Source organism: Dorea sp. AF24-7LB (assembly GCF_003478575.1).
GTDB classification, from domain to species: Bacteria; Bacillota; Clostridia; order Lachnospirales; family Lachnospiraceae; genus Dorea_D; species Dorea_D hominis.
Map to the genome: position 1 here is coordinate 15676 of NZ_QUFR01000011.1, position 17033 is coordinate 32708.

The following is a 17033-nucleotide window of genomic DNA, read 5'->3' on the forward strand; positions in this document are numbered from 1 at the left end:
ATAAGGAGAACATATGTTCTAAATTAAGAAAGGAAAAATGCGAGATGGAACACACTTATATAGCGATTGATTTAAAATCATTTTATGCATCTGTGGAATGTCAGGAACGTGATTTAGATCCGATGACAACGAATCTGGTTGTTGCGGATCCAAGTCGTACAGAGAAAACAATCTGTCTTGCAGTCTCTCCTTCTTTAAAAAAATGTGGAATTCCGGGAAGACCACGTTTATTTGAAGTAGTACAAAAAGTCAGCGAAATAAACAGAAAGCGAAAAAGTCTGGCTCCGGGAAGAAAGTTTACCGGAGATTCCTATAATATGGAAGAGTTAAAGCAGCATCCGGAACTGGAATTACAATACATTATTGCTGTTCCGAGGATGGCGCTTTATATGGATTACAGCCGCCGGATTTACGGTATATATCTGAAATATATCGCACCGGAAGACATGCATGTATATTCGATTGATGAAGTATTTCTGGATGTGACACATTATTTGAAAACGTATGGATTAACGGCGAAGAAACTGGCAGAGAAGATCATACAGAATATACTGAAAGAAACCGGAATTACGGCTACGGCAGGGATTGGGACGAATCTGTATTTGTGCAAAGTGGCAATGGACATTGTGGCGAAACATATCGAGCCGGACGCAAACGGTGTGAGAATTGCATCATTAAATGAAAGATCTTACCGGAAAATATTGTGGGATCACAGACCACTTATGGATTTTTGGCGGGTAGGTCATGGATATGCACAGAAATTAGAAACTGCCGGTCTTTACACAATGGGCGACATTGCGAGATGTTCTATCGGAAAAGAGAATGAGTATTATAATGAAGAACTTTTATACAAGATGTTTGGCGTGAATGCAGAATTATTGATCGATCATGCGTGGGGTTATGAGCCATGTACGATGGATTTTGTGAAATCTTATCAGCCGGAGCAGAACAGTATGGGCGCCGGACAGGTATTGCATTGTCCTTATTCCGGGAAACAGGCAAAACTTGTTGTAAAGGAAATGACAGACCAGTTAGTTCTGGATCTGGTGGAAAAGCAGCTGGTGACAGATCAGATTGTCCTGACGATTGGTTTTGACAGGGAGAATCTGGCGAATCAAAAAGGAAAAAGTCAATTTAAAGGTGAAGTAGCGACGGACCGCTATGGACGCAAAGTGCCAAAGCATGCTCATGGTACGGCAAATTTAGAAAAGTGGACATCTTCAACGAAAAAAATTATGGAAGCGGTATTGGAATTATATGACCGGATCGTAGATCCGGAACTTCTAGTCAGACGTATTACAATCACAGCGAATCATGTAGTGTCGGAATCTGCGGCGCAGGAAAAGAACGGCTTTGAACAGCTTTCGCTATTTGACAATGATCCGGATGAACCGCAGAAGAAGCAACAGGAGCAGGAAGAGCTGGAACGGGAAAAGAAAATGCAGAAGGCAGTGCTGGATATTAAGAAAAAGTTCGGGAAAAATGCAATCTTAAAAGGCATGAATCTGCAGGAAGGCGCGACGGCAGTGGAGCGAAACAGCCAGATTGGAGGACACAAAGCATGAGCGTGTATGGAAAATTTGAGAGTGCAGAAAAAAAGTACAAAGATATCATAGATCTTCCACATCCAACATCCAGAAAGCATCCCCGCATGTCGCTGGAAGCAAGAGCAGCACAGTTTGCACCATTTGCAGCCCTGACTGGTCATAAAGAAGAATTGCAGGAGGAACACCGGTTGACAAAGGACAAGATCATACAGGATGAAGAGTATCGGGAAGAGCTGGATTATGTACTCGGCCGTATTTGTCATAGAGAAGGGAAGGCTTTCATTCAGTGTAAGTATTTTGTCGCGGATAAAGTAAAAGATGGCGGAGATTACAAAATCGCAACAGGAATATTTAAAAGGATAAATTCTGAGACAAATCACCTGGTATTAAAAGACGGGATGGAAATTCCGCTGGGAGATATTGTGGAGCTGGAAGAGATAGAAGATCCTACACTGGATAACGTCTGACACTCTCAAATAATCTGAAAATGAAAATAAATACAAAAAATATATTGACAAATATATAATGCAAGGCTATAATGTAATTACAAAATAACAAATCGGAATTATAAGACAGACGCGAGCTGTAGATAATTCATTTGTTATACGATTTCAATTATACAATTGAAAGTGTCCGAGGTGTAACGCAGGAGGACAACGATACTAAGAAAGGAAGGTACAGACCACCAAAAGGTAGAAGGTAATGAAGATGGAAGAACAATCAGAATAAAGGCGGATATCAATGAATGAATTGGTATCCGTCTTTATTTAGGTATGCATTTTTATATTAAGAGAAAAGTCTGTTTTGATGCTAAAATCGGCATGATATGTTTTCCGTATTATAGCTGTGTGCAAGTTGACGCTCGTTTATGTATTTGATAGAATAAATAAGGTAAATATGGGGAGCTTTTATGGAATAGAATAAGGAGGATAAGCTATGCTGGATTTGACATTTGGAGAGCAAGTCAAGATTATCTTAAAGAGAAAAGGTATGACGATCAAAGAGCTTGCAAAGCTCATTGAAGAGCAGACGGGAAAGAAGATGTCCCGTCAGAATATGACGCAGAGACTGAATCGCGATAATTTTCAAGAGCAGGATATGCGAACGATCGCGAGTATATTAGGCTGTCCTTTTCAATTGAATATTCTGGGAGAGGATACAGCTGCTGAAAATGACAGCATGGAACATATACAGGAAGTGGCAGTAGAGCCGGAAAAAGAGATTGTAGAAGAGACAGTAGAAGAAGTTTACGAAGAACCGGAAGAGGAAGTCTACGAAGAACCAACGAAAGAAGTTTACGAAGAGCCGGAAGAGGAAGTCTACAAAGAACCAACGGAAGAGATATTTTATGAAGAAAAATCGGCAGAAGAAATCTACGAAGAGCCGACAGAAGAGATCGTGGAGGAAGTCTATGAAGAAGAACCGGTGGAAGAAGTAACGGAAGAAATCTACGAAGAGCCTGTAGAAGAGCCTGTGGAAGAACCTGTAGAGGAATATGATGATTTCCGAGAGACAGAGGAACTGATCCGGGAAACATTTGAAGAGGAGAACCAGGAAGAAGTTTCAGAGGTCACAACAGGAGAAGCAGAAGAGACAACATCGGAGCCGGAAGAGCCAGAGTCAACAGCGGAAGATGAAGAACCGACAGCAAAATCAGAAGAACCGGTGAAGAAAAAGAAACATCACAGCTGGAAGGATTATTTCCAGAGAATGACTGGCAAACATGCAGACAAGGAAGCAGAAGGCGTAAAGCAGGCGGAAGTGGAAGAACAGAAACAGCAACTGGAACAGGAACCAGTGCCGGAACCGGAAATAACAGAACCGGAAGAAGAATATAAGGAAGAACTCGGTGAAGAATTTACAGAACCAGAAGCAGAAGTATCACAGGTAGAAGAGGAATTTGCAGAAGCATTTGAGGAAGCTGTTGCGAAAGAGAACGAGCAGGAAGAAGAGACAGAGGATTTATCCATTGGTGAGATGAATCCATATACCGGTCGTGAATATGAGTCCAACAGTGTGCGGATGCATCCGAAACGTATCGGTTATGTACAGGTTTACAGTCGCAAAGATCACAAATGGCAGGATATGACAGAGTGGGCATTTCTTGGTGAGCAGGAACGAAAGAAAGTAGAACTCGGTGATGATTATGTTTCACCGATTTACCTCGATTAGAAAGCGTGAAGATATATGAAATGGGAACAGCTATTATCGACAAAGCGAAGCAGAGAGTCCGGATCCGGTCGCAGGACGGATGGCAATACGGATCTGAGAAGTGAATTTGAAAAAGATTATCACAGAATTATCGGAAGCGCTTCTTTCCGCCGTTTGCAGGATAAGACGCAGGTGTTCCCACTGGACAAGAGCGATTTTATACGGACAAGGCTGACACACTCTATGGAAGTATCTTCGATTGCCAGGTCGTTGGGACAGAATATTGCGGAAAATATTCTGTTATATAAAAAGGATGAGGGCTTCAAACCGCACATGAAGGAAGATATCTGTAATATTTTGCAGTGTGCCGGATTGATCCATGACATTGGTAATCCGCCGTTCGGTCATTACGGTGAGGTCGCGATAAGAGAGTGGTTTGAAAGAAATCTTTCAAAGATCGAATTTCACGGACGCCCGGTCGATCAGCTTCTGAATGAACAGATGCTTGCAGATCTGTATCATTTTGAAGGAAATGCGCAGGCACTCAGACTGGTAACGAAATTACACTTTCTGGTGGATGAGCATGGAATGAACCTGACATATGCGTTATTGAATACAATTGTAAAGTATCCTGTGCCGTCCCATCAGATGGATCTTCATTCAGAAGATATTAAGAAGAAAAAAATGGGATATTATTATGCGGATGAGGAGATTTTCCGGGAGATTGAAAAAGAAACCGGAACAAACGGTAACCGTCATCCGCTGACATATATATTGGAAGCGGCAGATGATATCGCGTACAAGACAGCAGATATTGAAGATGCGTTTATTAAGAAATTTATCAGTTACCATACATTGCTGGAAGAGCTGAAAGAAGTGCAAGGATTAACGAAATCGGAGCAGACAGAGACATTTTCCCCGGCAGATGTACTGGGAGAGTTGTATTTACGTGGGAAAGAAAAAAATGTCGCACATCCGGAAGCGTATGCGATTAAGAACTGGATCATATGCGTGCAGGGATTTCTCATCGGTCAGGCAACTTATGGATTTACTTCTAATTATGATCAGATTATGGCAGGAAAATATCCGCATGATCTGTTTTACCATACAGAAGCGGAGAAATTAATGGACATGCTCGGAAAGCTGGCATACCGGGAAGTGTTTACGTCCGATGTGATCTACCGGATGGAAGTTGCAGAAGAGGCTGTTCTGGATTTCCTGATGGACAAGTTCATGCATGCGATCATCAGCTATGACGATGAGCCGGAGAAGTTAGAATCGCTGGATGTGCGTATGGTTTCTTTTATATCGAGCAATTATAAAAGTGCGTATCATTTGCAGGCAGAAGGAAAATCAGATATTGAACGGCTGTATTTAAGACTGCTTCTGGTGACTGATTATATTTGTGGAATGACAGACAGCTACGCCAAACAGCTGTATCAGGAACTCAAAGCAATGGATTGGCCGTGGAGTGGTATTTTTTAACAGGACATGGAATAGATTGTGATAAATAAACCAGACAGGATGTGGAATGGTGAAGCAATTTATCCGATATCTGTATGAATACGATCAGGGAAAAAGAATAAGGAATGTAGGTTTTGTAAAAGTGGAACAAAGCGGAGCAAGAGGAATGGTACACATTCACGGAAAGGGACTGCGCCTCGGAAGTGAACGGACATTGTTCCTGTACCTGCTTTGTGAAGAAGACAGAGGCTACGTTGGAATCAGGCAGGGTGAGATTGGAAATATCAACCCTGCTGTTAATTATCGCTTTTGTTATGAAATGAAAGGCCATACTGTGTGCGGCGTACTTCTTATGAAAGAAGGAAATAATTATTATGCGGCATCGTGGAATGACATGCCGGTGGTGCCGGAGCGCTTGTGGCTGGGTGAGGAAAGTGAAAGTACATCTAAAAAAGAAAAGTCGAATACAGAGCCCAGTCTTAATTTAGATACAAAAGATGGGATAGAAGATGAACCGGTACTGACTTCAGATCATGCTTCAGGCAAAGACATAAAGCCATCGGAGAAAATAAGTTCAGAAACAGAAACCGATTTTTCCCCGGAGATATCCGCATCTGAAGCAGCCACAGAGCACATGGAAAAATGTAATGCACACCGAATCACAAGACGGGAGATCGCAAGGCTGCCGCGGTGCGAATGGAAATTAGCGAATAACCGTTTCCTATTACATGGCTATTATAATTACGGGCATTTACTTTTCCTGGAAGAAGAGGATGGCTGTTATCTGGGAGTACCGGGAGTGTATCATGAGAAAGAAGCGCAGGCAGCAGGCGTTTTCGGATTTGGGAAATTTGTTATGGCAGAGGAACTGGCATTTGACAATAATGTAGATGAAAATATAAATAAAACTGCAGAAACAATTGTAGATGATAACATAGACAAAAAAGAAGCGCAGGCAGCAGACAGTGAAGAAGAGCGATTTGGATACTGGTGCAGGCGTGTCAGAAAATAAAGAAAAAGGACAACGGAAGATGACAGATACAGATGCAAAATACATGAAAGAGGCAATCAGACAGGCAAAGAAAGCATATGCGATCGGGGAAGTACCGATTGGTTGTGTAATTGTCCGGGACGGGAAGATCATCAGCAGGGGATATAATCGCCGGACGATTGATAAGAATACACTGGCTCATGCAGAGTTGGCGGCGATCAAAAAAGCGAGTAAGAAATTAGATGACTGGCGGCTGGAAGGTTGTACGATGTATGTGACACTGGAACCTTGTCAGATGTGCGCCGGTGCACTGGTGCAGTCAAGGATTGACAGGGTTGTGGTCGGCTGTATGAATCCAAAAGCCGGATGTGCCGGATCTATTTTGAATCTTTTGCAGATGCCGGAATTTAATCATCAAGTTGAGCTGGAAACAGGAGTTTTAGAAGAAGAATGTAGTCAGATGATGAAAGATTTTTTCAGAGAACTAAGAGAAACCAAGAAATTGAAAAAACAGGGAGAAAATAAAAACAAGAAATAAAAAACGTGCATTGCGCTTCGAACACTTTCTCCCGGACGTTACCTTAACAGTTAACTCAGACCAGGCTGCCTTACGGCACCCGGGAGGTTCTGCTTAGTGCTGCTTCGTTCCCGACCTGACACGGTTCACAGATTCCCGTCGCGTAAGACCCAGTCATCAACGCCACTTATTAAGGGCAGCTCCGAAAGAAAAATGCCCTCTGCGCAATATCACCCCTACTATAGCGGATTGTAGGTACAAGGTACCGCTAACACCCCGGCTGCACGAGTCTATATTTTAACGTGTTTTGCCCGAATTGTCAATGGAAATACCGGAATTGGAGGAAATATACAATGAAGATTTTGCTGGCAGCGATCAATGCCAAATATATACATTCAAATTTAGCAGTCTATTGTCTGAAAGCATACGCTGACCTGCACTGCCACACAGAACAGGAAAATAATGAATTACAGATTGAGATCGGAGAATATACGATCAACCAGCAGATGGATGATATTATGCGGGATGTCTACGAAAGGCAGCCCGACGTTTTATGTCTGTCATGTTACATCTGGAATTTAAAATATGTTGAAGAACTGATCCGGGAAATAAAAAAAGTCCGTCCGAATCTTAAGATTTGGACCGGCGGCCCGGAAGTTTCTTATGACGCACCGGATGTACTTCGAAGACTGCCGGAAGTTACCGGTGTAATGAAAGGAGAAGGCGAACTGACTTTTCATGCATTGTGTGAAGCATATGTACAGACAGAACAGGAAATGACCGGATATGAGATCCCGGATGATGTGCTGGCCGGGATTGATGGGATTACATTTCGTGACAGTAACGGCGAAGTAGTAGAAACACCGTGGCGGCAGCCGATCGATCTGAGCGAAGTTCCGTTTGTATATGAACATCTGGAAGATTTTGAACATAAAATCATCTATTATGAGACAAGCAGAGGCTGTCCGTTTGCATGCAGCTATTGCCTTTCTTCTATAGATAAGAGACTTCGTTTCCGCAGCCTTGATCTTGTATTTCGAGAATTACAGTTTTTCCTGAATCATAAAGTTCCGCAGGTTAAATTTGTAGACCGTACATTTAACTGCAAGCATGACCATGCACTGGCAATATGGAAATATCTGGAAGAACACGATAATGGAATTACGAATTTTCATTTTGAAGTGTCGGCGGATCTGTTAAATGAAGAAGAACTTGAGATTATTACTGCTATGCGTCCGGGATTGATCCAGTTGGAAATCGGCGTACAGTCAACGAATCCGGATACGATCCGGGAGATTCACCGAACAATGGATCTTGATAAGCTTGCTGCAAAAGTGGCAAGAGTCAATCAGGCAGGAAATATCCATCAACACTTGGATCTGATTGCCGGATTGCCATTTGAGGATATCAAAAGTTTTGCAGTGTCTTTTGATGATGTATACCGAATGCGCCCGGAACAGTTGCAGCTTGGTTTCCTGAAAGTTCTGAAAGGTTCTTATATGGAAACAAAAAAAGAAGATTATGGATTGCAGTATAAAAGTACACCACCATACGAAGTGCTTTCGACCAGATGGATCTCTTATGAGGAAATCTTACATCTAAAAGGCATTGAAGAAATGGTTGAAGTTTATTATAACAGCAGACAATTTGAAGAGACGCTTGAAGAACTGGGAAAAGAATATGAGAGTGCATTTACCATGTATGAGAAACTCTGGAGTTATTATAAGAAACAAAATTATCATCAGGTCAATCATAAACGAAGCGAGCGCTATGAGATATTGCTTGGATTTGTACGTGAATATCATCCGGAAAAAGTGGAATACTACAGAGAATTACTGACGTATGATTATTATCTGCGTGAAAATGCAAAATCCAGACCGGCATTTGCAGGAAAAGAAGTGCTTACGAAGGAAGAATACCGTCAGTTTTATGAAACAGAAGATAAAGAAAGGCGTTATCTTACTTCCTATGATAAATATGACAAAAACCAGCTGCGTAAAATGACGCATCTGGAAAGATTTTCAAGATTACAGAAAACAGTTTTGTTTGATTATCTGGAACGAAATCCTCTTACGCAGGATGCAAGAATCTGTCTGATCGACAGTCTGGCAGATTGTGGGGAAAATCGTTGCAAAGCATAGAAAAAGAGGGTAAAATATAAACGCATAACGCATAGAGAGGAAGGAAGAAATATGAATTTTAATGATAAAAGAGTAAAAAAAGCAGTCGCAGTTATCATTATGATTGTGATTGTAGCTATGGTAGCTACTATGATTTTGCCGGCAATGGTATAAGATCGTTATAGAAGGAGACAAAAGAGCAGTGGGGGAAAAGACAGGAGACAGGAGAAGCCAGGGCTTCGGAAGAGTTTCCAGAAGGATGTTACGAAGAAGGAGAAAAAGAAGACAGCTCATCGGTCTGATGACAGTTGTCCTGGTTGTGTTAGTATGGGGTGCCGCTTATCTGGCACTCTATCGTTATGTGTCAAAATATCCGGAGAAGAAGATTTGCGATAACGTATATATTAATGTGGTAAATGTGTCCGGAATGACACGGGAAGAAGCAAAGCGTGCGATGGAAGAACATTTCGCTGAAGATGAGAAGCAGGCAGTTGTATTGAAAACCGGGGAGAAAGAGACAGAAACAACGCTGAAAGATCTTGGGTTTCAATATAAAAAAGAAGATCAGGCAATCGAGAAAGCAGTTTCTTATGGAAAAAAGGGAACACTTCTTAGCAGATACCGCAAACTTCGCAGACTGAAAAAAGAAAAAACAAAGATAAATATGAAGCTGGCGCTTGATGCGGATAAGACAGAGAAAGTTCTGAAGAAACAGGCGGTTCCGCTTGCACCGCATGCAACGGATGCAACGATTGCGCGTGTGAACGGAGAATTTCAGATTACATCGGAAAAAAAAGGAAAAACAATCGATATAAAAGAAACAAAAAAGTTGTTGGTGCAAACATTGAACCGGAAATGGAATCATAAAAAGCTTGAGATTACACTTCCGCAAAAGACAGAACATCCGAGGATCAAAGCAGCAGATCTGAAAAATATCAAAGACTGCCTGGGAACATTTTCGACCGATGCCGGTGGAGGTGAGCGCTGGAAGAATCTGAAAAACGGAGCAGAGAAGTTAAATGGCACGATTCTGATGCCGGGAGACGTCGTATCGGTACATGATATTACTTCTCCATATGATGCAGAACACGGCTATGCACTGGCGGGTTCTTATGAGAATGGACAGGTTGTAGATTCTTACGGCGGAGGAATCTGTCAGGTATCTACGACATTGTATAATGCCGTTTTGTATGCGGAATTAAAAGTGATAAAGCGTTTTCCACATTCTATGGCAGTAGCATATGTAGATCCGTCCAGGGATGCGGCGATCGCAGGCGATTATAAAGATTTCAGATTCCAGAACAATTACAAAGATCCAATATATATTGAAGGTGGAATTGATGGAGCAAACCAGCTGACATTTTCAATTTATGGCAAAGAAACAAGAAAAGAAAGTCGTAAGATCCAATTTGAAAGTGAGACGACGCATACAGAAGAACCGGGTGTGAGATATCAGGCAAATGCGGATGCGGCGATTGGTTCGATCGTTGCAGCCGGTGGCGGGCATACCGGCCGTACAGCAAGACTGTGGAAGATTGTAATACAGGATGGAAAGCAAGTGAGCCGGAAAGTTATTAATAACAGCACTTACAATAAGTCGGATCAGGTGATTTCAGTGGGAACGAAGTCGTCAAATGCACAGGCTTCAGCGATTGTAAGAAATGCGATCGGTTCGCAGGACAGAAGTAAGATTAATGCGGCGATTAGTCAGGCGCAGGCTCTGGAATAATCATGGAACAGGAAACAGAGCGTATGTGTCGGAATAAATGCAGGAAAAGATGGAGAGGCATAAATGAGATTTGAAACAAAAGATGGCCATATAATAAGTGAACAGACAGTGATATGTGGATATTCAAAGCAGATCGGTGTGTACGGTGTTGCGGCTGTGGCAAATGCACTGGCAGCAGAAGGTGCAGAGCATATCGGAATCAGTGTACAGATACAGATTCCGGATTATGGATACCAGTCGAGGATTCATGGACTGGAAAAGTCTATCCGGAAAATCTGCAAAGAAAAAGATCTGGAACTTCTGGAAGTAAAGTCCGGAAAAAGTCCGGTGCTCCGTTTTGCACAGGTTGTCGTAAACGGTGTAGCTGCTGTCGCTGAGCCTAAGACGCGTAAGCCGGAAGCCGGACAGGCAGTGGTTCTGCTAAAATGGGCAGGAATGGAAGGAATGCTGCGTGTGACAGAAGAGAAAGAGGAGCAGCTTAAGGAACGATTTTCACCAGCATTTCTTGCGCAGATCAAAAGCTATGCACCGCAGGTATTTTCGATGAAAGAAATGAGAAAAGCACGCGAAGCAGGAGCATTTGGATTGCGCCAGATCGGAGAAGGCGGTATTCTTGCCGAACTTTACCGGATGGCAAAGGAAGAAGGAATGGGTCTTGATCTGGAACTTCATAACATCAGCCTTTTGCAGGAGACAGTCGAAGTCTGTGAACAGTTCCATCTGAATCCGTACCAGATGACATCAACAGGAAGTTTTCTTGCGGTAGTATCGGACCAGTCAGCATTTCTGCGTCAGATGGAAGAGGCAGGAATTCCGGTCTCAATGATCGGATATTTTACAGATAACAATGACAAGATTATAAGAAATGGAGAGGAAATACGTTACATTGACCGCCCGGCACCGGATGCGGTGTATGGTATTTTCTCAGAGCCAAAAGAAAAATAATAGAATGATCTCATATAAAGAATTTGCGCTTGTAAATAAAGGTGATGAATCTTTTGTATGGGATCGTTTTTTATTGCTGTAGAAAGTGTATCCATTATATAGTATTATAAAATTAAGTTATGCAGAAAAGAGGAGAGATTATGTTAAACATTGTATTACATGAGCCGGAGATCCCGGCGAACACAGGAAACATCGGAAGAACCTGCGTGGCAGCAAATGCAAGGCTGCACCTGATCGAGCCGTTAGGATTCCGTTTGAATGAAAAGAACTTAAAAAGAGCAGGAATGGACTACTGGAAAGATCTGGATGTGACGACTTACATTGATTTTAATGATTTTATGGAGAAGAATCCGGGAGCAAAGATCTATATGGCTACAACAAAGGCGCATAAAGTATATACAGACGTGCAGTATGAGCCGGACTGCTATATCATGTTTGGAAAGGAAAGCGCAGGAATTCCGGAAGAAATATTAGTGAATCATGAGGAGGACTGTATCCGTATTCCGATGCTGGGAGACATACGCTCTCTGAATTTGGGCAATTCAGTCGCTATCGTGTTATATGAAGCGTTGCGGCAAAATAATTTTCCGGGAATGAATCTGGAAGGACATTTGCATCATTTGCACTGGAATGTCTGAATTATTTGAAAAATATAAAAAAATTATGTAAATTCCGCAACAATAAGCGCGCTTGTTCTTGCCTGAATACAAATTATTCTGGACATTTGATAATTGCGGTATTATAATCAAACTTACAACATAGTTTTAACGAACGCGAGGGAGGTGGTGAAGGAATGGTAGAAGAGACCATTAGAACCATTAAGGACACGGAGTGTGAGGCAGATAAGGCCATGAAAGAAGCCGATGCAGCATGTGCCGAGATTCTTGAAAAAGCGGATGCATCTGCAGGGAGGATAAAAGAAGAAGCAGAAGCAAAAGCAAAAGAAAATGCGCAGTTCGCAATGAATGAAGCAAAGAAAGCCGGAGAAGAAGCGGTAAAGGACGCACTTCAGAAAGTAGATGAAGAGATTGTTTCGTTAAAGCGGGAAGCGGGCAGTAAAGAAGCCGAAGCAATAGCAGCAGTTATTGCACAGCTGGTTTGATCAAGATCTAACCGGAAAGAAAATGTAAAGGAGGGATAGATCTATGGCAGTATTGCAGATGCAAAGAGTCAGTATCTGCGCACTTAAAAAAGACCGCAAAGCAATTCTGGAAAAGCTGCAGGCACTCGGCGTTATGGAGATGAACCAGATCGCTGATGAAGAAGGCTTTGAAAAGATGGACACAGTGAATGCGAAGCTTAGCTTTGAGAAGAAAGCACAGCTTACAGAGACGGCGTTGGGTATCCTTGATATATATGCACCGCAGAAGCAGTCAATGTTGTCCGGGTTAGCGGGAAAAGAGCTTGTCAGTCAGGATGAATTCCAGAAAATCACAGCGAAAAAAGACGAAGTCATCGAAAAAGCAGATGCTCTGCTCACAAAGAGCAAAGAGATTGCAGAGATCAAAGCAAATATTGTGAAGATTGAAAATCGGATTGAATCGCTTGAACCGTGGCTTTCGTTGGATGCACCTATGAATTATGCAGGTACAGCCAGAACAGCAATGTTACTTGGAACGATGCCGGCGGGCACAGATGAAGCGGCTATTCATGAAAAGGTAGCTACAGAGTGTCCGGAGATTGAAGCACTGGATGTGCAGATCATTTCCGAAGATGCAGACGCGGTTTATCTTGCTGTATTTTGTCTGAAAAAAGAGGCAGAGAAGACCGAAGAAGCTCTGAGAGCTGGAGGATTTGCAAGACCATCGCAGATATCCAACCAGATCCCGGCGAAGGAAAAAGAGAATCTGAAAGCCGAGATCCAGAAACTGAACAAAGAGATTGAAGTGACAGAGGAAGAGATCAAAGGATATGCCACAAGCAGAGAAGAGTTGAAAGTAGTGGGGGATTATTTCAGACTCCGTGCAGAGAAGTACGAAGTGCTTGGCACACTTCCACAGTCACAGCGAACATTCGTAATTAGCGGATATGTTGCAGAGAAAACAGTTCCTGTCCTTAAGAAAGCAATCGCAGACAGATACGATTGTGTGATGGATGTGGAAGAGTTAAAGGAAGAGGAAGAACCGCCGGTTATTTTAAAGAACAATGCTTTCTCAGACAGTGTAGAAGGTGTTCTGGAATCCTACGGACTTCCGCATAAAGGAGAGTTTGATCCGACGACAATCATGTCGTTTTTCTATGTATTCTTCTTTGGTATGATGTTATCTGATGCTGCATACGGTGCGATCATTGCAATCGCATGTTTTGTAGTATTGAAGAAATTCCCACGAATGAGCAAGAGTATGAGAAAGTCCATGAAGATGTTTATGTTCTGTGGTTTATCTACACTTGTGTGGGGTGTATTATTTGGCGGTTACTTCGGAGACGTTGTCGATGTTGTAGGAAAGACATTCTTTAATAAAGATATAACGATCAAGCCATTATGGTTTGCGCCGCTGAATAATCCGATGAAGCTGTTGATCTATTCCATGGCATTCGGACTTGTACATTTGTTCGTCGGCCTTGGAATCAAAGGTTACATGCTTCTGAAAGAAGGAAAAGTATTAGACTTTTTCTGTGATGTTATTTTATGGTATGTATTTCTGGCAGGACTTTTAATGATGCTGATCCCATCTGATATTTTTGCTTCTATAGCACAGGCAAAAATCGCATTTCCACCGTTTGTGAATACGCTTGCAAAAGCACTTGCGATTATCGGTGCACTGGGACTGCTTCTGATGTCAGGAAGAGCAAATAAAAATCCGGTTCTCAGGATCGCGCTTGGAGCGTATGACATCTATAATATTACCGGATGGCTCAGTGATGTATTATCTTATTCACGTCTGTTAGCTCTCGGACTTGCAACCGGTGTTATTGCATCTGTTGTAAACCAGATGGGCAGCATGTTTGGAAAAGGCGTGGTTGGTGCGATCGGATTTGCGATTGTGTTCGTGGTGGGACATACTTTGAATCTTGCGATCAACTTACTTGGTGCATATGTGCACACGAACCGTCTTCAGTTTGTGGAATTTTTCGGAAAATTCTACGAAGGCGGTGGAAAACCATTTGAACCATTTGAATCAGATACAAAATATGTAGATATTAAGGAGGAAACTTTATCATGAGTATTTGGAGTAATTTAGGACTTGTATATGCGTTACTTGGCGCAGCAGTAGCAGTATTTCTCGCAGGAGCAGGATCAGCAATCGGAGTTGGTATCGCAGGTCAGGCAGCATCCGGAGTTGTAACAGAAGACCCTAGCAAATTTGCAAAAGTATTGATCATGCAGCTGCTTCCTGGTACACAGGGAATTTACGGACTGCTGGTTGGTTTCATTACATTATCCAAGATTGGTCTCCTTGGCGGCGGCGCAGCAGATCTTGATCCACAGACAGGACTTCTGATCCTTGCAGCATGTCTGCCAATCGGAATCGTTGGACTGATCTCTGGTAAAGCACAGGGACAGACAGCAGCGGCAGCAATCGGAATTGTAGCTAAAAAACCGGAGCAGTTCGGTAAAGCAATGCTGTTCCCTGCAATGGTTGAGACATACGCAATTCTTGCACTCCTGATTTCTATTCTGGCAGTAACAGCAATTCAGGTATAAAACAGGAAGGAGCAAAGAAGCGATGACAGGATTAGAAAAAATAAAAAGTCAGATCCTGGATGAAGCAAAAGCGGCAGCAGACAGCAAGATTGCAGAAGCAAAGGCAAAAGCGGACGAGATTGTAGCGCAGGCTGAGGCAGATGCTAAGAAGATTTCCGAGACGATTGCCCACAAATCCGAACTGGATACAGTGAATTACAAAGAGCGTACGGCATCTTCCATTGATCTGCAGAGAAGAACAAAACTTCTGGCAGCAAAACAGGAGATGATCCAGAACGTGCTGGATAAGGCATATCAGTCTCTGGAGTCTATGAATGAGGAAGAGTATTTTGGAGTTTTATTAAAATTACTTGCAAGATATGCATTGCCGCAGGACGGAGAAATCTTCTTTTCCGCAGGAGATCTCCAGAGAATGTCTGACGACTTTAAAAATGCAGTGGAGAACACTGCGCGGGACAAAGGCGGAAGCCTTAAGATTTCCGCAGAAGAAAGAAAGATTGAGAATGGATTTGTTCTTGCCTATGGCGGGATAGAAGAGAACTGTACTTTACAGGCAATGTTCGATGAGAAAAAAGACGAATTGTCTGACAAAGTATACCATATATTATTTGCGTAACGCGTGACAGGAGGAAGTAACATGAGTGAACAGTATACCTACGCGGTTGCGCGCATACGTGCACTGGAAGTGTCACTGTTTTCAAACAGCACGATCGACCAGCTGATTGCATGCCAGAATTATCATCAGTGCCTGCAGTTCCTGGAAGAGAAGGGGTGGGGAGGCACAGATACTTCCGGAGATGCAGAGGCGATACTGACCAGAGAGGAAGAGAAGATCTGGGAGGTAGTGAAGGATCTTTCCATTGACATGGAGAACTTTGCAGTACTTTCCTATCCAAAACTTTTCCATAATCTGAAAGCTGCGATCAAGGAAGTATGCACGGAGGAAAAGAACCGGCACATTTTCTATGATGATGTAGCGATTCCGGGGGATGAGATGCTGGAGATCGTAAGAGAGAAAGCGTTTACCAGACTTCCGGACTACATGCAGCATGTGGCAGCGGATGCTTATGAGACACTGCTTCATACAAGAGATGGTCAGTTGTGCGACGTGATGATCGACAGAGCAACGCTGGATGCCGTATATGCGGCAGGTAAAGCGTCAAAAGCCCAGATCATCCGGGATTATGCAGAATCAACGGTTGCAGTTGCAGATATTAAGATTGCAGTGCGATCACAGAAAACCGCGAAATCTATAGACTTTATGAAAAGGGCAATGGCGGAGTGCGACAGTGTCAGTGTGGATCAGCTTTCCAAAGCGGCACTTTCCGGTAAGGAAGCGCTTCGTGATTATCTGATGGGAACGGCATATGCAGAAGGTGCGCAGGCACTTCTGGAATCTCCATCCGCATTTGAACGGTGGTGTGACAACCGGATCATCCAGACGATCAGCCCGCAGAAATATAATGCATTTACAATAGGACCGGTAATTGCCTATGTAATTGCAAGACAGAATGAAATAAAAACGGTACGAATCATTCTTTCCGGTAAGCTTAACGACCTGCCGGATGATTCTATTCGGGAAAGGGTAAGGGAAATGTATGTATAAGATTGCAGTATTAGGCGATTATGACAGCATCTACGGCTTTGCTACACTGGGGCTTGACACATTTCCGGTTACTACCCATGAAGAAGCTGCCGAAGAGCTTCACAAACTGGCAACAGGTGGTTACGGAATTATTTATATTACAGAAGCCTGGGCCGATCAGTTAAAACATGAAATTGCAAGATATCAGGAAGAAATCATCCCGGCGATCATCCAGATTCCTGGCATTGCCGGTAATACGGGAGCAGGAGTCGCGGGCGTTAAGAAGTCTGTGGAAGTGGCTGTCGGTTCTGATATTCTGTTTTCGCAACAATAAAATA

General features: G+C 42.8%; 16 protein-coding genes and 1 other RNA gene. 16 read left to right on the forward strand and 1 reads right to left on the reverse strand.

The genetic code is table 11. The features are described 5' to 3' along the window. Nucleotides 1–44: 44 nt before the first annotated feature. The 6 genes from DWY31_RS10800 to tadA all read left to right on the forward strand — a co-directional run bounded on the left by DWY31_RS10800 (nucleotide 45) and on the right by tadA (nucleotide 6691). Entirely contained in the window at nucleotides 45–1565 is a 1521-nt protein-coding gene (locus DWY31_RS10800) for a Y-family DNA polymerase (protein ID WP_118520521.1), read from the forward strand. Continuing rightward, nucleotides 1562–2014, forward strand: coding sequence for a hypothetical protein (locus tag DWY31_RS10805; protein WP_118520523.1), 453 nt, complete (start codon nucleotides 1562–1564; stop codon nucleotides 2012–2014). The genes DWY31_RS10800 and DWY31_RS10805 overlap by 4 nt, the downstream gene beginning before the upstream one ends. A 469-nt stretch (nucleotides 2015–2483) precedes the next feature. Next, nucleotides 2484–3719, forward strand: a complete 1236-nt coding sequence (locus tag DWY31_RS10810; protein WP_118520525.1) for a hypothetical protein — start codon at nucleotides 2484–2486, stop codon at nucleotides 3717–3719. A gap of 15 nt (nucleotides 3720–3734) precedes the next feature. Then, nucleotides 3735–5183 carry a deoxyguanosinetriphosphate triphosphohydrolase gene (locus tag DWY31_RS10815; RefSeq protein ID WP_118520527.1) on the forward strand — a complete coding sequence of 483 codons (1449 nt, stop codon included), beginning with the start codon at nucleotides 3735–3737 and terminating at the stop codon, nucleotides 5181–5183. 46 nt (nucleotides 5184–5229) lie between these two features. Continuing rightward, entirely contained in the window at nucleotides 5230–6174 is a 945-nt protein-coding gene (locus DWY31_RS10820; RefSeq protein ID WP_118520529.1) for a DUF6128 domain-containing protein, read from the forward strand. A 19-nt stretch (nucleotides 6175–6193) separates the two neighbouring features. Further along, a complete protein-coding gene (gene tadA, locus DWY31_RS10825) occupies nucleotides 6194–6691 on the forward strand; it encodes a tRNA adenosine(34) deaminase TadA (RefSeq protein WP_117538336.1) in 498 nt (165 codons plus the stop codon). 3 nt (nucleotides 6692–6694) lie between these two features. Here the strand turns inward: tadA and ffs are convergent. Then, an RNA gene (gene ffs, locus DWY31_RS10830) (signal recognition particle sRNA large type) lies at nucleotides 6695–6958 on the reverse strand. A 65-nt stretch (nucleotides 6959–7023) separates the two neighbouring features. Here ffs and DWY31_RS10835 point away from each other — a divergent pair. The 10 genes from DWY31_RS10835 (at nucleotide 7024) to DWY31_RS10880 (ending at nucleotide 17029) form a co-directional block, all read left to right on the forward strand. Then, entirely contained in the window at nucleotides 7024–8811 is a 1788-nt protein-coding gene (locus DWY31_RS10835; RefSeq protein WP_118520531.1) for a B12-binding domain-containing radical SAM protein, read from the forward strand. A 181-nt stretch (nucleotides 8812–8992) separates the two neighbouring features. Next, nucleotides 8993–10519: a VanW family protein gene (locus DWY31_RS10840; protein ID WP_243060552.1), complete on the forward strand. Its 1527-nt coding sequence runs from the start codon at nucleotides 8993–8995 to the stop codon at nucleotides 10517–10519. Nucleotides 10520–10582: 63 nt separating this feature from the next. Beyond that, nucleotides 10583–11464, forward strand: coding sequence for an AIR synthase-related protein (locus DWY31_RS10845; protein WP_118520533.1), 882 nt, complete (start codon nucleotides 10583–10585; stop codon nucleotides 11462–11464). Nucleotides 11465–11604: 140 nt separating this feature from the next. Continuing rightward, complete coding sequence (locus DWY31_RS10850) at nucleotides 11605–12102, forward strand: tRNA (cytidine(34)-2'-O)-methyltransferase (protein ID WP_021860239.1); 498 nt, start codon at nucleotides 11605–11607, stop codon at nucleotides 12100–12102. 155 nt (nucleotides 12103–12257) lie between these two features. After that, the gene (locus tag DWY31_RS10855; RefSeq protein WP_117538302.1) at nucleotides 12258–12566 is read left to right on the forward strand and encodes a hypothetical protein; all 309 of its coding nucleotides are present in this window, start codon (nucleotides 12258–12260) and stop codon (nucleotides 12564–12566) included. A 43-nt stretch (nucleotides 12567–12609) separates the two neighbouring features. Further along, a complete protein-coding gene (locus DWY31_RS10860; RefSeq protein WP_118520535.1) occupies nucleotides 12610–14628 on the forward strand; it encodes a V-type ATP synthase subunit I in 2019 nt (672 codons plus the stop codon). Further along, entirely contained in the window at nucleotides 14625–15110 is a 486-nt protein-coding gene (locus DWY31_RS10865; protein ID WP_021860236.1) for a V-type ATP synthase subunit K, read from the forward strand. The genes DWY31_RS10860 and DWY31_RS10865 overlap by 4 nt, the downstream gene beginning before the upstream one ends. 22 nt (nucleotides 15111–15132) lie before the next feature. After that, the gene (locus DWY31_RS10870) at nucleotides 15133–15726 is read left to right on the forward strand and encodes a V-type ATP synthase subunit E (protein WP_118520537.1); all 594 of its coding nucleotides are present in this window, start codon (nucleotides 15133–15135) and stop codon (nucleotides 15724–15726) included. Between the two features lie 21 nt (nucleotides 15727–15747). Beyond that, a complete protein-coding gene (locus DWY31_RS10875) occupies nucleotides 15748–16716 on the forward strand; it encodes a V0D/AC39 family V-type ATPase subunit (protein ID WP_021860234.1) in 969 nt (322 codons plus the stop codon). Then, nucleotides 16709–17029 (forward strand): V-type ATP synthase subunit F, encoded by a 321-nt coding sequence (locus DWY31_RS10880; protein ID WP_021860233.1) that lies wholly within the window; start codon nucleotides 16709–16711, stop codon nucleotides 17027–17029. The genes DWY31_RS10875 and DWY31_RS10880 overlap by 8 nt, the downstream gene beginning before the upstream one ends. Nucleotides 17030–17033: the final 4 nt, after the last annotated feature.